Source organism: Mesorhizobium sp. M1027, from assembly GCF_040318745.1.
Lineage (GTDB): Bacteria > Pseudomonadota > Alphaproteobacteria > Rhizobiales > Rhizobiaceae > Mesorhizobium.
On record NZ_JAMYMW010000003.1, the window covers coordinates 193,360 to 211,174 of the forward strand.

Here is a 17,815-nt window from a genome sequence, read left to right on the forward strand (position 1 = left end):
ATCGCCATGCCCGCCGAGGCAGCCGCAGCGCCGAAAAGCTACCGGCTGCTGATCGACGGCAAGTTCGTCGACGCTCGGGACGGCCGCGCGCTGGAGCGCAGCAGCCCCGGCCACGGCTTCACCGTCTCGCGCTATGCACAGGCCGGCGCGGCGGACGTCGAGACGGCGGTACAGGCCGCGCACAAGGCCTTCGAGACCGGCCCGTGGCCGCGCATGAAGGCAGCCGAACGCGCCGCGATCCTGCTCAAGGCTGCTGACCTGATCGAGGCGCGGCTGGACGAGATTGCCCGGCTCGACGCGCTGGAATCCGGCAAGCCGATTGCCCAGGCGCGCGGCGAGATCGGCGGCGCCGTCGATATCTGGCGCTATGCCGCGGCACTTGCCCGCACGCTTCACGGCGAAAGCTACGCCAATCTCGGCGACGCCATGCTCGGCGTCGTGCTGCGCGAACCGATCGGCGTCGTCTCCATCATCACGCCGTGGAATTTCCCGTTCCTTATCGTCAGCCAGAAACTGCCCTTCGCGCTCGCCGCCGGCTGCACGGCGGTGGTCAAGCCGAGCGAGATGACCTCGGCCTCGACTTTCGTGCTCGGCGAGATCCTGATGCAGGCCGGCCTGCCCGATGGCGTCGTCAACATCCTTGCCGGTCTGGGCGCCGATATCGGCGCACCGATGGTCAGCCACCCGCTGGTCGAGATGGTGTCGTTCACCGGCTCCACCCGGGTCGGCAGGATGACCATGGCGTCTGCCGCCAACTCGCTGAAGAAAGTCTCGATGGAGCTCGGCGGCAAGAACGGCCAGATCGTCTTTCCCGATGCCGACCTCGATGCCGCCGCCGACGCGGCGGTATTCGGCGGCTTCTTCAACGCCGGCGAATGCTGCAATGCCGGCAGCCGGCTAATCGTCCATGAGGCGATCGCCGATGAGTTCCTCGGCGCCGTCAAAGCCCTCACCGCCAAGGTGACTGTTGGCGACCCGCTCGACGACCGCACCAAGGTCGGCGCGATGATCTCCGCCGACCACATGGCCAAGGTCACCGGCTACGTGACGGCAGCGGAAAACGGCGGCGGCCGGATCTATAGCGGCGGCAAGCAGCTTGCTGCGAGCGCCGGCCAGTATCTTGATCCAACCATCGTTCGCGATCACCGAAGACATGGCCATTGCGCGCGAGGAAGTGTTCGGTCCGGTGCTCTCGGTGCTGACTTTTGAATCGATTGAAAGGGCGTTGCACATCGCCAACAACACGCCCTATGGTCTGTCGGCGGGCGTGTGGAGCGCCAGCATCGATACCTGCATGTCGGTGGCGCGGAATGTGCGTTCGGGAACTGTTTGGGTGAACACGTTCATGGAAGGTTATCCCGAACTGCCTTTCGGCGGCTACAAGCAGTCCGGTCTGGGACGCGAACTCGGCAAGCGCGCCGTCGAGGATTATACCGAGGAAAAGACAATCCAGTTTCATCGCGGCCAGCGCACCGGATGGTGGGTCGGCTGAGTTGGGAAGAACCCGGTGGCCATCCGCCGGTCGTTGTAAGTTCAACAAGGGAGGAAGTACATGTTGCGCAAACTGCTTATCGGGACGGGTCTCGCAGCGGGCGTTGCGTTCGCGGCCCATGCCGAGGACGTCAAGGAAGTCCAGATGCTGCATTGGTGGACGTCGGGCGGCGAAGCTGCCGCTCTGAACGTGCTCAAGCAAGATCTGGCCAAGGAAGGCTTTGCCTGGAAGGACGTGCCGGTGGCCGGCGGTGGCGGCGACGCCGCCATGACCGCGCTGAAGGCGATGGTGGCGGCCGGCAACTACCCGACCGCCTCGCAGATGCTTGGCTATACCGTGCTCGACTACGCCGCGGCCGGCGTCATGGGCGACCTGACCGAGACGGCGATAAAGGAAGGCTGGGACAAGTCCGTTCCCGCCGCCCTGCAGAAATTCTCCGTCTATGACGGCAAGTGGGTCGCGGCTCCGGTCAACGTCCACTCGGTCAACTGGCTGTGGATCAACAAGGCGGTGATGGACAAGATCGGCGGCACCGAGCCCAAGACCTTCGACGACTTCATCGCGCTGCTCGACAAGGCCAAGGCGGCGGGCGTCATCCCGCTCGCGCTGGGCGGCCAGAACTGGCAGGAAGCGACCATGTTCGACTCGGTCGTGCTGTCGACCGGCGGGCCTGAGTTCTACAAGAAGGCCTTCAACGACCTCGACGAGGAATCCCTCAAGTCCGACACGATGAAGAAGTCGTTCGACAACCTCGCCAAGCTCGTCACCTATGTCGACCCGAACTTCTCGGGCCGTGACTGGAACCTCGCCACCGCCATGGTCATCAAGGGTGATGCGCTGGTGCAGGTGATGGGTGACTGGGCCAAGGGCGAATTCAACGCCGCCAAAAAGGTCCCGGGCACCGACTTTCTCTGCTATCGCTTCCCGGGCAGCGACGGCAGCGTGATCTACAACTCCGACATGTTCGGCATGTTCAAGGTTCCGGAAGACCGCAAGGCCGCCCAGATCGCTCTGGCCACCGCAACTCTGTCGAAGAGCTTCCAGTCGGCCTTCAACGTCGTCAAGGGCTCGGTCCCGGCCCGCACCGACGTGCCGGACACCGACTTCGACGCATGCGGCAAGAAGGGCATGGCCGATTTGAAGGCCGCCAATGAAGGCGGCACGCTGTTCGGCTCGCTGGCGCAAGGCTACGGCGCCCCTCCGGCGGTTGCCAACGCCTACAAGGATGTCGTCTCGAAGTTCGTCCACGGCCAGATCAAGACCTCGGACGAGGCGGTGACCCAACTGGTCAGTGCGATCGAAGACGCCAAGTAAGCACGCGCCCATGTGAACGATCTCCCCGGCGCAAGCCGGGGAGATTCCCTGCGGAGGGGTTTTGCGGTTGCGCTGACCGGCACGCTTCGTGCCGCAGAGGCCGCGACGACAGAATTCCGGACCCGCGATACGGAATGGATCGATGAGCATAGTTGCTGAAACCAGTATCACGCTGACGCCGGAGCACGGTGCCCGTCCGGGCGCTTCGGTGCGCTCGCGCCTGCAGGATGCGCTGCCGAAGCTCGTGCTGGCGCCGAGCTTCGCCGCCACCATCGTCTTCGTCTACGGCTTCATCCTGTGGACGATCTATCTGTCCTTCACCAATTCCAAGACCTTTCCCTCCTATGCGATCACCGGGCCACGCGCCTATCAGCGGCTGTGGCGCTGGACTTTCGAAAGCGATCCGCCGTCCTCCTGGTACACCTCGATCACCAATATGGGGGTTTTCGGCTTCCTCTATATTTCCATCTGCCTGGCGCTCGGCCTGTTCCTGGCGATCCTGCTTGACCAGAAGATCCGCGGCGAAGGCATGTTGCGGCCGATCTATCTCTACCCGATGGCACTGTCCTTCATCGTCACCGGCGTTGCCTGGAAATGGTTTCTCGACCCCGGCCTCGGCCTCGAGCAGACGCTGCACCAATGGGGCTGGACGAGCTTCCATTTCGACTGGATCAAGAACAAGGACTTCGTCATCTACACTGTGGTCATCGCCGGTGTCTGGCAGGCGTCAGGCTTCATCATGGCGATGTTCCTGGCCGGCCTGCGCGGCATCGACGGCGAGATCCTGAAGGCGGCGCAGATCGACGGTGCCACCACCTTCCAGCTCTACCGTCGCATCGTCATCCCGCTGCTGCGGCCGATCTTCCTGTCCGCCTTGATCGTCCTCGCGCATCTCGCCATCAAGTCCTACGATCTGGTCGTCGCGCTGACCAGCGGCGGGCCGGGCGGCTCGGCCTGGCTGCCGTCGAACTTCATGTATGAGTACACCTTCAAGCGCAACGAAATGGCCGTCGGCTCGGCCAGCGCCGTGATCATGCTGATGACTATCACCGCGATCATCGTTCCCTATCTCTATTCCGAGCTTCGGGAGAAGCCGCGATGAGCGCCATAGCCACTCCTGCTCGCCAGAGCACAGGCGGTATCAGCGCCAGGACGGTCAACCGTATCGTCATCTACGGGCTGCTGGCGCTGTTTGCGCTGTTCTATCTGATGCCGCTGTTCGTCATGCTGGTGACCTCGTTCAAGACCATGGACGAGATCCAGAACGGCAACATGCTGGCGCTGCCGCAGGCGCCGACCTTCGCACCCTGGATAAGGGCGTGGAGCGAAGTCTGCTCGGGCCTCACCTGCGTCGGCATGAAGGGCTATTTCTGGAACTCGATCAAGATGGTGGTTCCGGCCGTCATCATCTCGACCCTGCTCGGCGCGCTCAACGGCTATGTGCTGACGAAGTGGCGCTTTCGCGGGGCGACGCTGGTGTTCGGGCTGATGCTGTTTGCCTGCTTCATCCCGTTCCAGTCCGTCCTCTTGCCGATGGCAACGATCCTCGGCAGCCTCGGCCGGTTCGGCGTCAAGCTGCAGAACGCGACTGGCCTCACCTTCGGCTTCGGCAATCCAACCGTGAACCTGGTGTTCGTTCACGTCGTCTACGGCATCGGCTTCACCACCCTGTTCTTCCGCAATTATTACGAAGCGTTTCCGAACGAGCTGGTGAAGGCGGCGCAGATCGACGGCGCCAGCTTCTTCCAGATCTTCCGGCGCATCATGCTGCCCAACTCGCTGCCGATCATCGTGGTGACGGTGATCTACCAGTTCACCAACATCTGGAACGACTTCCTCTTCGCCTCCGCCTATGCCGGCTCAGGCGACGTGATGCCGATGACGGTGGCGCTGAACAACGTCGTTAACACCTCGACCGGCGTCGTCGAATACAACGTCAACATGGCGGCTGCGATGATCGCCGCGCTGCCGACGCTCCTCGTCTATGTGCTCGCCGGCCGCTATTTCGTGCGCGGCCTTATGGCCGGCGCCGTCAAAGGATAATCGCATGGCTTTTCTGGAAATTGACGGGCTGAAGAAGCGTTTCGGAGCGGTCGAGATCCTGAAAGGCATCGACCTCGACCTGGAAAAGGGCGGCTTCCTCGTGCTGGTCGGGCCTTCCGGTTGCGGCAAGTCCACGCTGCTCAACACCATTGCCGGCCTGGAAACCATCACCGAAGGGGAAATCCGCGTCGACGGACGCACGATCAACGATCTTCACCCCTCCAAGCGCGACATCGCCATGGTGTTCCAGAGCTACGCGCTCTATCCGAACATGACGGTGGCCGGGAATATTGCCTTCGGTATGGAGATGCGCGGCGTGCCGGCCGATGAGCGCCAGAAAGCGATCGACAAGGTGGCAAAGGTCCTGCAGATCGGCCATTTGCTGAAGCGCAAGCCAAGCCAGCTTTCCGGCGGCCAGCGCCAGCGGGTCGCCATGGGTCGGGCGCTGGTGCGCGATCCAAAGCTGTTCCTGTTCGACGAGCCTTTGTCCAATCTCGACGCCAAGCTGCGCGTCGACATGCGCATCGAGATCAAGCGCCTGCACGCCACCACCGGCACCACCATCGTCTACGTCACCCACGACCAGATCGAGGCGATGACGCTGGCCACCAAGATCGCGGTGATGCGCGACGGCGAGGTGCAGCAGTTCGGCACACCTGCTGAAATCTATAACAATCCGGTCAACCTGTTTGTTGCCGACTTCATGGGCTCGCCGGCGATGAACCTGATCCCGGCGACGATCGGCAGCAACGGATCCGGCTTCTCGGTCGTCATGGAGCGCGAGGCGCGCCAGCCGATCTCGCTGCCGCTGGCCAATGCGCCGGCCGGCCTGTCGGCATTCCACGGAAAACCGATCATCTTCGGCGTCCGCCCGGAAGCACTGACCGATCCCGAAGGGGCCGAACGCAACGCCTCGAACATCGCCCGCGCCGACTGTCACATCGAGGTCATCGAGCCGGCCGGCTCGGATACGTTCGCGGTCACCAATCTCGGCGGCAAGGCGGTGGTGGCGCGGCTGCGCGCCGATGCCAACATCCAGCCCGGCACGGTCACGCCGCTCGCCTTCAATCTGACCAAGGCGGTGTTCTTCGATCCGGCGACCGAGAAACGCATCGTCTGACCGCCATGACAAATCCAGACATCGTCATCATCGGCTCCGGCATCGGCGGCGCCACGATCGCGTCCGGCCTTGCCGGCAGTGGCGTCTCGATCCTGATGCTGGAGCGCGGTGAAGCCCTGCCGGCAACCCCGCACACACGCGACACCCACGCGATCTTCGTCGACGGCCATTATCGGCCGAAGGAGCTGTGGCTCGAGGCCGGCGGAGCGCCTTTCAACCCGGGCAATTACTACTATGTCGGCGGCAATTCGAAATTCTACGGCGCGGTGCTGATCCGCTACCGCAGGGAAGACTTTTCGGAGATGGAGCACTATGGCGGCATCTCGCCGGCCTGGCCGTTTTCCTATGAGGAATTCGAACCCTGGTATTCCAGGGCCGAGCAGCTGTTCCGCGTGCGCGGTGCACTCGGCGAAGACCCGACCGAGCCATTCCACTCGATGCCCTACCCTTTCGGGCCGATACCCGACGAGCCGCCGATCGCGCGCGCCCGCGCCGAGCTCAGGAGCCTCGGCCTGCACCCGGCATCGCTGCCGCTCGGCGTCGACATCGAAGCCTGGCTGAAAGACGGCAGCACGCCGTGGGACGCGTTTCCCAATACCGGGACCGGCAAGGTCGACGCCCAAACGGGACCGCTGGCCGCCGCCCTTACCGACCAGAAGATCAAGCTCGAGACCGGCGCCCATGTCGAATATCTCGAGGCATCGCCGGATGCGAGGACGATCATCGCCGTCCATTATCGACAGAACGGTACGCTGAAGAAAGTCGCGCCGAAGCTGGTCATCCTATCGGCCGGCGCAGTCAATTCCGCCGCCATCCTGCTGCGCTCGCCCACCCCTCAGGGCAGAGGCGGTGGCAAAGGCCTGGCCAACCGCTCCGACCAGGTCGGCCGCAACTTCATGAACCACAATTCGAGCGCCATGCTGGCGATCGATCCACGCCGCCGGAACAAATCCGTCTACCAGAAGACGCTGATGCTGAACGATTATTATCTGTCCGACGGCAAGGGCGGCAAGCCGCTCGGCAATGTCCAGCTCCTCGGCAAGATCGACGGCAACATCCTCAAGGCCAATGTCAGGCGCGCGCCCAAATTCGCGCTCGATTTCATGGCTGGCCGCGCCGTCGACTGGTATCTGATGTGCGAGGACCTGCCCGATCCCGAGAGCCGCATCATGGTCGACGGCAAGGACATCGTCATGCAGTGGCGGCGCTCCAACATGCAGTCGCTCGACGGACTGACCAAAGTGATGCGCGAGAATTTCCGCGCCTGCGGCTATCCGATCGTCCTGTCGCGTCCGTTTGACAAGCGCACGCCCTCACATCAGTGCGGCACGGTGAAGATGGGCAACGATCCAGCGACCTCGCCGCTGGATCCGTTCTGCCGCTCCTTCGACCACAGCAATTTGTTCGTCGTCGATGCCGGCTTCCTGCCGAATTCGGCCGCCGTCAATCCGGCGCTGTCGATCGCCGCACAGGCGCTGCGCGTCGCCGATCATATCCGCAAGACGGAGCTTGCAACATGAGCCGCCCAGCAGCGATCGTCACCGGCGGCGCGCGCGGCATCGGCCTTGCTTGCGCCGAGGCGTTGGCCGACGCAGGCTTCGACATCCTCGTCTCCGACCTTGCCGACGAAGCCGCCGACGGGCTCGCCGCCGACATCACCGGGCGCGGCGCGAAATTCGCCTATGTCAGTTGCGACATCGCCGACCTCGACGGCCATGCAGCGCTGATCGATGCCGCGACAAGCGCCTTCGGCCGCATCGACTGCCTGGTCAACAATGCCGGCATCGGCGCCGTCCTGCGCGGCGATCTGCTCGAGCTCAAGCCGGAAAATTTCGACCGGGTGCTCGGCATCAATCTGCGCGGCACGGTGTTCCTCAGCCAGCACGTCGCCAAAGCGATGCTCGGCCTGCCGAGCGATGGTGCGAGATCGATCATCACCATCACCTCGGTCAGTGCCGCCATGGCCTCGCCGGAACGTGCTGATTACTGCATCTCCAAGGCCGGGCTTTCGATGTGGGTGAAGAACCTGGCACTGCGGCTTGCCGCCGAAAACATCGCCGTGTTCGAGGTGCGCCCGGGCATCATCCGCACCGACATGACCGCCGGTGTGACCGCCAAATATGACGGGCTGATCGACGGCGGGCTGGTGCCGGCGATGCGCTGGGGCAAGAGCGAAGATATCGGTGCAGCCGTGGCAGCACTCGCCGGTGGCAAGTTCGGCTTTTCGACCGGCTCGGTCATCAATGTCGACGGCGCGCTGTCGGTGCCGAGGCTATGAACAGGTGACGCCATGACCGACTACATCATCGTCGGCGCTGGCCCGGCCGGCTGCGTACTCGCCAACCGGCTGAGCGAAGATCCGTCGCATCAGGTGCTGCTGCTCGAAGCCGGCGGCAAGGACTGGCATCCGCTGATCCACATGCCGGCCGGTTTCGCCAAGATGACCAAGGGCATCGCCGCCTGGGGCTGGTCGACGGTGCCGCAAAAGCACATGCAGGACCGTGTCTTCCGATACACGCAGGCCAAGGTGATCGGCGGCGGCTCGTCGATCAACGCGCAGATCTACACGCGCGGCAACGCCCGCGACTACGACGCCTGGGAGAAGGAAGAAGGTCTTGCCGGCTGGGGCTATCGCGACGTGCTGCCCTATTTCAAACGCGCCGAGAACAATCAGCGTTATGCCAACGATTTTCACGGCGACCAGGGCCCGCTCGGCGTGTCGAACCCGATCGCGCCGCTGCCGATCTGCGAGGCCTATTTCCGTGCCGGACAGGAGATGGGCATCCCCTTCAATCCCGACTTCAACGGGGTAGCCCAGGAGGGCGTCGGTTACTATCAGCTGACGCAGCAGGACGCGAAGCGCTCCTCCGCCTCTGTCGCCTATCTCCGGCCGATCCGCGAGCGAAAGAATCTCACCGTCAGGACCGGCGTTCTGGTGACACGCATCGTCGTCGACAAGGGCCGCGCCGTCGGCGTCGAGATCGTCGACAGGCCGGGCGGCCAGCCAACGATCCTGCGCGCCGAGCGCGAGGTGATCGTCTCGTCCGGCGCTATCGGCTCGCCGAAGCTTCTGATGCAGTCGGGCATCGGCCCGGCCGACCATCTGAAGGCGGTCGGCGTGACACCGGTGCACGATCTGCCCGGCGTCGGCTCCAACCTGCAGGATCATCTCGACCTGTTCGTCATCGCCGAATGCACCGGCGATCACACCTACGACAACTACGCCAAGCTGCACTGGACGGCTTGGGCCGGCCTGCAGTATCTGCTCCTGAAGAAAGGCCCGGTGGCTTCCAGCCTGTTCGAGACCGGCGGCTTCTGGTACGCCGATCCGACCGCCGCCTCTCCCGACATCCAGCTGCATCTCGGCCTCGGCTCCGGCATCGAGGCCGGCGTCGAGAAGCTGAACAATCCGGGCGTGACATTGAACTCGGCCTTCCTGCGTCCGCACTCGCGCGGCACGGTGCGGCTGAACAGCGCCGATCCGGCCGACCGCCCGTTGATCGATCCGAACTATTGGTCCGATCCCTATGACCGCGATATGTCGATCAAGGGGCTGAGGCTGGCGCGCGAGATCATGCGGCAGAAGGCGCTGCAGCCCTATGTGCTGCGCGAGGTATTGCCGGGACCCGACCTGCAGAGCGGCGACGAGCTGTTCGACTACGCCTGCCGCAGTTCCAAGACCGACCACCACCCGGTCGGCACGTGCCGCATGGGCCACGATGCGATGAGCGTGGTAACGCCAGATCTCAGGCTGCGCGGTATCGAGGGCCTGCGCGTCTGCGACGCCTCGGTGATGCCGCGCATCCCCTCCTCCAACACCAATGCCCCGACGATCATGGTTGGCGAAAAAGGCGCCGATCTGATCCTTGGCCGCGAGCCGCTGCCGCCGGCAGTGTTTTCCACCAACCGAGCGGCATGAGGGACAAGGAATGATCCGGCACTGTGTTTTCGTCAGAGTCCGCAACGATGTCGCTAACGCCGAGCGGGCGGCGATCCATGCCGAACTCGAAGCGTTGCGGTCGATGATCGACGGTATGGGCAAGGTCGAATTCAGCGCCAACACCAGCCCCGAACCCTTCGCCCGCGGCTTCACGCACGGCTTCACCATCGACTTTCGCGATGTCGCCGCACGCGATGCCTATCTGGAGCATGAAGCGCATCGGCGAGCCGGCGCCCGGCTGGTGGCGGCGCTCGAAGGCGGCACGGACGGGCTGATGGTGTTCGACCTGGAGATCGCGTGATTATCCCATTCTCAGCGCAACCACACCGGCAACGATGCTAAGCACCGCGGCACCCCGCCATGCCGTCATCTTCTCGCCGAGCGCGAACACCGAGATCATCATGGCGAAGAGGATCGATGTTTCGCGCAACGACGCCACCGAGGCGATCGGCGCCTTGGTCATCGCCCACATCACGATCCAGTAGGCGCCGCCGCTGAGCACGCCGGTATAGATTCCTGCCTTCCAGTCGCGGGCCAGCACCGGCAGCGCCTGTGGGCCGCGAAAGACGACGCAAAGCACCAGCGCCCACAGCGCATCGCAGACGAACAGCCAGGCCGCATAGCTCGATGCGGTGGCGGCCAGCCGCGCGCCGCTGCCGTCCGACAGCGTATAGCTGGCGATGAAGATCGATGTGCCCAACGCGAAACCGACAGCGCGCAAGTTCAATTTCTCCAGATGCGCGCCGCCGCGAAACGACAGCACCAGCGTGCCCGCCGACAACAAGAGAATGCCGAGAATGGCGAGCGGCGCCGGCATCTCGGCAACCACCACAACGCCCCCCAAAGCGGCCAGCAAGGGCGCGGTGCCGCGCGCCAGCGGATAGGTCTGGGCGAAATCGCCGGCCTTGTAGGCGCCGATCAGGAACGTCCTGTAGCCCATGTGGAAGACAACCGAGGCGAGGATGTATGGCCACACTTCCGGCTTCGGCACCTCGACGAAGGGCAACGTCACCAGCGCGGCGGCACCCATGCCGAGCGTCATCAGCGTTATCGACAGGAAACGGTCGAGATGGACCTTGACCAGCGCATTCCAGATCGCATGCATGGAAGCGGCGGCGAGCACCGCGAAAAAGACAAACAGGCTCATCGGCGGTTCATCCGCCGCCCGTCCCTATGGCGATAGGCGTCTCCAGGTCGATATCGACCCAGAGCGGAAAATGATCGGAGGCGATTTGGCCGATTTCGGCGCTGACCGAGCGCACGCGCCCCGCAAACATACCGCCGACGAAGCAATGGTCGAGCCGGCGCTTTGCGATCCTGCCGTCGATGGTCTTCACATGGGTGTGAAAGTCCGACGTCGGTTCGCTGGCGACGGCGGCGGCGTCGACAAAACCATCGAGATAGGCGGCACCGCGATGATAGGGCGCGCTGCCGACGATGCAGCGGTACTCGGCGCTATCCGGCTCCATGTTGAAGTCGCCCAACCAGATCGCCGCTACGGGGTTTTCTGGCTCCTGTTCGCCATTGCTCCAGTTGCGCGCCGGCTCGTCGTCGGCGCCGCTCCATGGGCCGCCCTCGGACGGCGCGCGGCGATGCTCGGCCAGCAAATACTCGATCTGCTCCAGCCGCTCCTCGGCCGCGATATGCGCCAGATGCAGCGAAAAGAACCGCACCGGGCCGGCAGGGGTGCGGATCATGCATTCAAGTGCGGCGTTGCGGGTGTTGAGCGGACGCAGCGTGCGCCTGAGCGGCAGCGTGTGCAGCCGCGACCAGACGATCGGCAGCTTCGACAGAACCATGGTGCCGAATTGCCGCCGCCGGTTGACGATGCGGCCGTCACGCCTGTGGCTGGCATCCATGTCGAATGCCGGGCCGTAGACCCAATGGTAGTCGGGCAGCAATCGCGAAAGAAGTTCCGGCTGGTCGTCCTCGTTGCTGCGTAACCAGTGCCGCTCGACTTCCTGCAAGGCGATGATGTCGGCACCGGCGACGACCTTGGCGCAACGCGCCAGATCGTAGCGGCCATCGCCGCCGAAGCCGTACTGGATGTTATAGCTGACCAGCTTCATTGCTTATCCGGCTCAGTTTCCTGCTGGCAGTAGCCGTTCGGTGGATTGGTTGCAATGTGCAGCCGGACGGAGGGAGCTTGGGCCAGATGCTAAGTCGTCAGTGGCTGGAACCGCCCGGGCGGGGATGCCGCCAGTTCCGACCAGTCGATCTCTTCCTCGAGGCGGTGGTAGGCCTCGTCGCCGATCGTTCCGTCGATGCGCAGGCGCTCCAGTGCATCGCGCTGGCTCTTGATGGCATAAAGACGCAACCTGTCATACTCGGTCGCCGCCTGGGCATCCTCCGGGTTCTCGGCGATGGCGCGCTGGGCGGCATATTGCTCGCGCACCGCCCCTGCGGCGCTCGACGTCTTGCCGCTGAGCACGTCGAGCGCAGCCTGCATGATGGCGACGCGCGCCTGCGCCACCTCCCGGTCGACCGTCTGGTCGGGCTTGAGATTGAGCACACTCAGCAACGGCTTCAGGCTGACGCCTTGCAGCACCAGCGTGCCGAGCACGACCGTGAAAGCGGCGAGCACGATCGGATCACGGCCCGGAAAGTCGGCCGGCAAGGCGAAGGCTGCCGCAAGCGTCACCAGGCCGCGCATGCCGCACCAGCCGATAAGCACGCCGCCGCGAAATGTCGGTGCGTCCTTCCGCCTGTCCTCGTCGCCCAGACGTGCCAGCGCTCTGAGGATCGCGCCGCAGCCCAGCACCCAGACGAGCCGCGATACGATGACAATGGCCAGCACCGCCAGGGCAAAGACGAACGCCTCGCTTTGTCCTTGCTCGGCAAGTCGACCGACAATCGATCGCGCTTGCAGGCCCATCAGGACGAAGGCCAGGACGTTGAGCACGAACACCGCCGTCTCCCAGACCGAGTAGGAACTGACACGATTCCTTGCCGGCATGCGGCGCGGCGATGTACGTGCGATCGTCATGGCATAGACGACGATCGTGATGATGGCGGACAGCCCTATCCTGTCGGCCAGGATCCAGACGCCAAAGGTTGAGGCGAATTGCACCACGGTGCCGCTCGCCGGGTCGTCGATACGGCCGAGTATGGCGAGAGACAACCGGCCTAGCACATAGCCTGCGGCAAGGCTGCCGACCGTCGACAGCAGGATCATTGGTATGGCACTGCTCAACAGGATAGAGCCGGCGGCTGCGGAAACCGACATTCGGTAGATCAGCAGTGCCGTCGCGTCATTGAGAAGGCTCTCGCCTTCCAGGATGGCGGTGATGCGGTGCGGTACCTTGAACTGCCCGAGCACGGCCGCCGCTGCCACCGCATCGGGCGGCGCCACAATCGCGCCAAGCGCTATGGCGGCGGCGACGGGCAGGCGTGCCATCGTCCAGCCGACCAGAGCGACCGCCACCGTGGTGAAGATGACGGCGCCAAGCGCCAGCAGGATGAGCGAAACCTTGTAGCGGTTGAGATCGCGCAGCGACGTGTCGTAGGCCGCGTCGAGCAGCACCGGTGCGATGAACAAAGCAAGCGCCAACTCCGGGTCGATCTCGATAGTCGGTGCAAATGGCAAGAAGGCGATGCCAGCGCCGGCCAGCGCCAACAATGAAGGATAGGGAATCTGCAGGTGCCGCGACAGCGCGGTCAGGGCGACCGCGATGAGAAGCAGGACAAGGGTGAGTTCAAAAAGCGCCATGCCTTATCGTAGCGGTGAAGCCGGGCGATTGGCACTGCAAAAACGGCCGCGCCTTTGGCTGCTGGTGAATGGTGAGTGGTGAATGGTGAATGGTGAATGGCTGCGTGTAGAGGAATTTGGCGCGTAAAGCGCATTCTCACTATTCACTATTCCCTCTTCCCCTAATGCAGCACCAGCATGTCGCCCGACGAGAACGAAATTTCGGCCTTTTCGCCGACGGCCGGCGGCGGCGTGGCCGGGCTGTTGAACGTGTCGAGCGAGACCGTGGCGCCGCCGATGCCGACGCGCACGCGGATGACCGAGCCGAGGAAATGCACTTCGGCGATTTCGCCCGAAAGGCTGGAGTCGCGGCCGGGGTGGCGCCCCAGCGAAATCGCTTCCGGACGCAGTGCCAACGACAGCGTGTCGCCGGATTTCGAGCCGTTGAGCTTGCCCTTGAGCGAAACCTCTTGCGAATTGACGCGCACCTTGCCCGAAGCCGCGTCGGTGACCGTGCCTTCAAGCACGTTCAGCGTGCCGACGAAATTGGCAACGAATTTGGTTGCCGGTCGGTTGTAGATCTCGAACGGCGTGCCTACTTGCTCGGCCTTGCCGCCATACATGACAGCAATGCGGTCGGAGATCGACAGCGCCTCTTCCTGGTCGTGGGTGACGAAGATGGTGGTGATGCCGAGCTTCTTCTGGATCGAACGGATTTCCTCGCGCAGCGACACGCGCACCTTCGCGTCGAGCGCCGACAGCGGCTCGTCGAGCAGCAACAGCTTCGGCTTCGGCGCAATCGCCCGCGCCAGCGCGATGCGCTGCTGCTGGCCGCCGGAAAGCTGGTAGGGATAGCGGTCGCCCATCTGCGGCAGCTTGATGATATCGAGCATTTCGGCAATGCGCCTGTCGGCATCGGCCTTTGGCATGCCGGCGACCTTCAGCCCGAAGCCGATATTCTGCGCCACGGTGAGGTTCGGAAACAGCGCATAGGCCTGGAACACCATGCCGACATTGCGCTGATTGGGCTTCAGCCGGGTGATGTCCTTGCCGGCCACGACGATCTTGCCGGCGGACGGCTCTTCGAAACCAGCGACCATGCGCAGCACCGTCGTCTTGCCGCAGCCCGATGGCCCAAGGAAAGAGACGAATTCGCCCGGCTCGACGTCGAGGTTGAAATCCTGCACCACGGTGATGGGGCCGAAGGATTTTCGCACATGCTGGATTGAGAGGAAGGGCTCGGTCATGGCTTTTTCCTTCGGGTCAGTTCGGACGGTTCGCCGATCGCGGCGCGAAACGCGACAGGATCTGGATCAGCGACATGCAGCCCCAGGTGATGGCGAAGGCGATGATGGCAAGCGCCGCCGGCTCGTAGGCTCGGTTAGCGCCGACGTTCTGCAGATAGGGTCCGAAGGCAGGCCGGTTGAGCAGGCTAGCCATGGTGAATTCGCCTATCACGATGGCGAAGGTCAGGAAGGCGCCCGACAGCACCGCGATCAGCACATTGGGCAGGATGACCCGGGTGATGATCGTGCCCCAGCCGGCGCCGAGAATCTGCGCCGCCTCGGTCAGTGTCCGCACGTCGATCGTGCGAAGTCCGGTGTCGACGGCGCGATACATGTAGGGCAGTGCTAGTGTCGCATAACCGATGACCAGCAAGGCATTGGCTCCTGTCTCGCTGCCCAGGAACGGCAGCGGTGAGTTCGACCCGTACATTCTAATGTAGCCGAAGACGATGACGATGGCGGGAATGACCAGCGGCAGCAGCGTGATGAACTCGACGACGGGCCTGAGCTGCGGCATCCGCAGGCGGATCCAATAAGCGGTAGGCACCACGATCAGCACGCCGAGAATGATGGTGAAAACAGCAGCGAGTACGGAATAGCCGAAGGTCGCCTGGAAACGGGGGTCGCCAAACACGACTTTGTACGCATCGAAGGAATAGGCGCCGCGCCGCATGCGCATGGAAAATTCCACCGTCGCGATAAGCGGAATGAAGAAGTAGGCAGCGCCCAGCGCGAAGACGACCCAGGCCCAGAAACGTCCGCTCTTCATTTAAGCCACCTTTCCGAGCGCGTCCGGAACCAGATGTAGAAGACATTGGCAAGCCCGGTGATGACGATCATACCGAAGGCAATGGCATAGCCGAGATGGGCATTGTGCAGCACGTCACCGCGGATCTGCGCGTAAAGCAGGATAGGGACGATGTTAAGCGAGGAGCCGGTCAGAGCGTAAGCGGTGGCGATGGCACCGAAGGCGTTGGCGAACAAGAGGATGACGGTGCCGAGGAAGCTTGGCCAGATCACCGGAATGACGACCATACGCCAGAACTGCGCCTGGGTCGCGCCAAGCGTTGCTGCCGCTTCGCCCCATTCCTTCTTCAGCCCGTCGATCGCTGGCACGATGATCACCACCATCAGCGGGATCTGGAAATAGACATAGGTCAGTGTCAGGCCCCAGAACGACAGAATGTTGAAACCATGGGCATAAATGTTGAAGCCGACCAAGACGTTGAGCAGCACCGTGGCGAGCCCGAGCCGGCCGAGCGTCGCGAGAAAGGCGAAGGCCAGCGGCACGCCGGCAAAATTGGAGGCCACGCCGGAGAAGGTCAGTGTCGCCGAGCGTATCCATTCCGGCAGTCCGCCGCGCACGATGGCGATGGCAATGGCAAGCCCCGCGAAAGCACCGATCAGCGACGAGGCGAGGCTGACCTTGATTGAGATCCAGTAGGCGGCAACGATCGACGGCTGCGCCAAGGCCGCTATGTTTTCGAAAGTGAATTCGCCGGCATCGTTCCGGAATGCGCCCAGCATCAGATAGAGCGTGGGCAGGATCAGGAACATGATGGCGAAGATGAAGAAAGGCGCAACGCCAAGCCATTGTGTCGGCAGCCTCATACTGCGGGCGTCGGCAGGAGGCGCGGTCTTCCCGGCAACAGCGTGATCGGACAACGAGATATCGGTCATGCGCCGGCTACCGTCCTGGAGGTATGCCGGGCGGCGATCTAAGCCGCCCGGCTGATCTCAAGTCTTACTTGACGTTGGCGCCGACGACGGCATCCCAGTTCTTGGTGATGGCTTCCTTGGCCTTGCCCTGCTCGTCGAGCGTCGGGAACACCGCGGCTGCATAGGACTCGGCCGGCGGCAGCTTGGCCATCACGTCAGCCGGGAGCTTGCCATTCTTGGCGAGGTCGTTGAAGCGGATCGGGTGACAATAGCCCTTCAGCCAGCCGATCTGGCCTTCGTCGGAATAGAGATATTCCAGCCATAGCTTGGCAGCATTGGGATGCGGCGCGTAGGCGCTGATCGCCTGAACATAGACGCCGGCGACGACACCGGTCTTCGGCACGACGACGTCGACCGGCGGATTGCCCTTCAGCGTGTCGCGGCCGGCAAGCGCGTTATAATCCCAGGTCACCAGGATTGGCGTCTGGCCTTGGGCAAGCGTCGCGGGCTTGCCAATGACCGGCACGAAATTGCCGGCGGCATTGAGCTTCTTGAAGAAGTCGAGACCAGCCGTGCCGGCGGCTTCGCCGGCGGCCGCACCGCTGGAAAGGCCGGCGGCATAGACGGCCTGGATGGCCTGATTCGAAGCACGCGGGTCACCGGCGAGCGCCACGGTATTGGCAAATTCCGGCTTCAGCAGGTCGGCCCAGTCGGCCGGCGCTTCCTTGACCAGGTCCTTGTTCACCAGAAACGAAAGCACGCCGTAGTAGTCGCCGGTCCAAAAGCCTTCGGCATCCTTGGCGCTGTCCGGGATCGAGTCCCAGGTCGATACTTTATAAGCCTGGATCAGGCCATCCTTCTTTGCGGTCGGGCCGAAGCTCAGGCCGACGTCGATGACGTCAGGCGCCTGCGGGCCCTTGTTGTCCTTGTTGGCCTTGATCGCTTCGACCTCGTCGCCGGAGCCGGCATCGGGATTGAGCTCGTTGACGGTGATGCCCGGATATTTTGCCTTGAAGCCGTCGATGACCGCGCCGTAGCCGCACCAGTCATGCGGCAGCGCGATGGTGGTGAGCTGGCCTTCAGCCTTGGCTGCGGCGACCAGTTCATCCATGGACTGGGCCGACGAGATGGCAGAGGTCGCCATCAGGGCGACGGCCGTAAGGGAAAGCAGTTTTCCCGTGAATTTGAACATGTGTTCTCTCCGTTGAACTGACGCCGTTGGACGCCTGCGATGCGGTATCGTTTTCGTGTGACAGCCAGATGAAAGCTTTGT

At 63.5% G+C, this 17,815-nt stretch carries 15 protein-coding genes and 1 pseudogene; 9 read left to right on the forward strand and 7 right to left on the reverse strand.

Annotation, left to right across the window (positions count from 1 at the left end; genetic code table 11):
* Positions 1-6: 6 nt before the first annotated feature.
* From NKH50_RS07960 to NKH50_RS08000, 9 genes and pseudogenes are all read left to right on the forward strand, one after another.
* Positions 7-1,492 (forward strand): annotated as a pseudogene (locus NKH50_RS07960) (aldehyde dehydrogenase family protein).
* A gap of 60 nt (positions 1,493-1,552) precedes the next feature.
* Entirely contained in the window at positions 1,553-2,806 is a 1,254-nt protein-coding gene (locus NKH50_RS07965) for an ABC transporter substrate-binding protein (RefSeq protein WP_352877792.1), read from the forward strand.
* A 142-nt stretch (positions 2,807-2,948) separates the two neighbouring features.
* Positions 2,949-3,908, forward strand: coding sequence for a carbohydrate ABC transporter permease (locus NKH50_RS07970; RefSeq protein WP_352506357.1), 960 nt, complete (start codon positions 2,949-2,951; stop codon positions 3,906-3,908).
* On the forward strand, positions 3,905-4,849 hold the full coding sequence (locus NKH50_RS07975; protein WP_352737004.1) for a carbohydrate ABC transporter permease: 945 nt from the start codon (positions 3,905-3,907) through the stop codon (positions 4,847-4,849). Before NKH50_RS07970 ends, NKH50_RS07975 begins: the two co-directional genes overlap by 4 nt.
* A gap of 4 nt (positions 4,850-4,853) precedes the next feature.
* A complete protein-coding gene (locus NKH50_RS07980) occupies positions 4,854-5,969 on the forward strand; it encodes an ABC transporter ATP-binding protein (protein ID WP_352478183.1) in 1,116 nt (371 codons plus the stop codon).
* A 5-nt stretch (positions 5,970-5,974) separates the two neighbouring features.
* A complete protein-coding gene (locus tag NKH50_RS07985; RefSeq protein ID WP_352877797.1) occupies positions 5,975-7,489 on the forward strand; it encodes a GMC oxidoreductase in 1,515 nt (504 codons plus the stop codon).
* Positions 7,486-8,247: a 3-ketoacyl-ACP reductase gene (locus NKH50_RS07990; RefSeq protein ID WP_352877800.1), complete on the forward strand. Its 762-nt coding sequence runs from the start codon at positions 7,486-7,488 to the stop codon at positions 8,245-8,247. Before NKH50_RS07985 ends, NKH50_RS07990 begins: the two co-directional genes overlap by 4 nt.
* Positions 8,248-8,259: 12 nt before the next feature.
* Positions 8,260-9,888 (forward strand): GMC family oxidoreductase, encoded by a 1,629-nt coding sequence (locus tag NKH50_RS07995; protein WP_352877802.1) that lies wholly within the window; start codon positions 8,260-8,262, stop codon positions 9,886-9,888.
* 10 nt (positions 9,889-9,898) lie between these two features.
* Positions 9,899-10,210, forward strand: a complete 312-nt coding sequence (locus NKH50_RS08000) for a Dabb family protein (RefSeq protein WP_352877805.1) — start codon at positions 9,899-9,901, stop codon at positions 10,208-10,210.
* Here the strand turns inward: NKH50_RS08000 and NKH50_RS08005 are convergent, their stop codons facing one another.
* The 7 genes from NKH50_RS08005 to NKH50_RS08035 form a co-directional block, all read right to left on the reverse strand.
* Positions 10,211-11,056 carry an EamA family transporter gene (locus NKH50_RS08005; protein WP_023675361.1) on the reverse strand — a complete coding sequence of 282 codons (846 nt, stop codon included), beginning with the start codon at positions 11,054-11,056 and terminating at the stop codon, positions 10,211-10,213.
* Positions 11,057-11,063: 7 nt separating this feature from the next.
* A complete protein-coding gene (locus tag NKH50_RS08010; protein ID WP_352737009.1) occupies positions 11,064-11,978 on the reverse strand; it encodes an endonuclease/exonuclease/phosphatase family protein in 915 nt (304 codons plus the stop codon).
* 89 nt (positions 11,979-12,067) lie between these two features.
* Entirely contained in the window at positions 12,068-13,618 is a 1,551-nt protein-coding gene (locus NKH50_RS08015; RefSeq protein WP_352647653.1) for a cation:proton antiporter, read from the reverse strand.
* Positions 13,619-13,779: 161 nt separating this feature from the next.
* Entirely contained in the window at positions 13,780-14,844 is a 1,065-nt protein-coding gene (locus NKH50_RS08020) for an ABC transporter ATP-binding protein (RefSeq protein ID WP_254816897.1), read from the reverse strand.
* Between the two features lie 16 nt (positions 14,845-14,860).
* Positions 14,861-15,652 (reverse strand): ABC transporter permease, encoded by a 792-nt coding sequence (locus NKH50_RS08025; protein WP_352478173.1) that lies wholly within the window; start codon positions 15,650-15,652, stop codon positions 14,861-14,863.
* Positions 15,649-16,563 (reverse strand): ABC transporter permease, encoded by a 915-nt coding sequence (locus tag NKH50_RS08030; protein WP_023675356.1) that lies wholly within the window; start codon positions 16,561-16,563, stop codon positions 15,649-15,651. Before NKH50_RS08030 ends, NKH50_RS08025 begins: the two co-directional genes overlap by 4 nt.
* 64 nt (positions 16,564-16,627) lie before the next feature.
* The gene (locus tag NKH50_RS08035) at positions 16,628-17,734 is read right to left on the reverse strand and encodes an ABC transporter substrate-binding protein (RefSeq protein ID WP_352647657.1); all 1,107 of its coding nucleotides are present in this window, start codon (positions 17,732-17,734) and stop codon (positions 16,628-16,630) included.
* Positions 17,735-17,815: the final 81 nt, after the last annotated feature.

Coding starts and splice junctions, on each gene's coding strand:
- NKH50_RS08015 (WP_352647653.1), bottom strand. CDS start 13,618: ATGGCGCTTTTTGAACTCACCCTTGTCCTGCTTCTCATCGCGGTCGCC.
- NKH50_RS07995 (WP_352877802.1), top strand. CDS start 8,260: ATGACCGACTACATCATCGTCGGCGCTGGCCCGGCCGGCTGCGTACTC.
- NKH50_RS08035 (WP_352647657.1), bottom strand. CDS start 17,734: ATGTTCAAATTCACGGGAAAACTGCTTTCCCTTACGGCCGTCGCCCTG.
- NKH50_RS08000 (WP_352877805.1), top strand. CDS start 9,899: ATGATCCGGCACTGTGTTTTCGTCAGAGTCCGCAACGATGTCGCTAAC.
- NKH50_RS07975 (WP_352737004.1), top strand. CDS start 3,905: ATGAGCGCCATAGCCACTCCTGCTCGCCAGAGCACAGGCGGTATCAGC.
- NKH50_RS08005 (WP_023675361.1), bottom strand. CDS start 11,056: ATGAGCCTGTTTGTCTTTTTCGCGGTGCTCGCCGCCGCTTCCATGCAT.
- NKH50_RS07965 (WP_352877792.1), top strand. CDS start 1,553: ATGTTGCGCAAACTGCTTATCGGGACGGGTCTCGCAGCGGGCGTTGCG.
- NKH50_RS08025 (WP_352478173.1), bottom strand. CDS start 15,652: ATGAAGAGCGGACGTTTCTGGGCCTGGGTCGTCTTCGCGCTGGGCGCT.
- NKH50_RS07970 (WP_352506357.1), top strand. CDS start 2,949: ATGAGCATAGTTGCTGAAACCAGTATCACGCTGACGCCGGAGCACGGT.
- NKH50_RS07985 (WP_352877797.1), top strand. CDS start 5,975: ATGACAAATCCAGACATCGTCATCATCGGCTCCGGCATCGGCGGCGCC.
- NKH50_RS08030 (WP_023675356.1), bottom strand. CDS start 16,563: ATGACCGATATCTCGTTGTCCGATCACGCTGTTGCCGGGAAGACCGCG.
- NKH50_RS07980 (WP_352478183.1), top strand. CDS start 4,854: ATGGCTTTTCTGGAAATTGACGGGCTGAAGAAGCGTTTCGGAGCGGTC.
- NKH50_RS08010 (WP_352737009.1), bottom strand. CDS start 11,978: ATGAAGCTGGTCAGCTATAACATCCAGTACGGCTTCGGCGGCGATGGC.
- NKH50_RS08020 (WP_254816897.1), bottom strand. CDS start 14,844: ATGACCGAGCCCTTCCTCTCAATCCAGCATGTGCGAAAATCCTTCGGC.
- NKH50_RS07990 (WP_352877800.1), top strand. CDS start 7,486: ATGAGCCGCCCAGCAGCGATCGTCACCGGCGGCGCGCGCGGCATCGGC.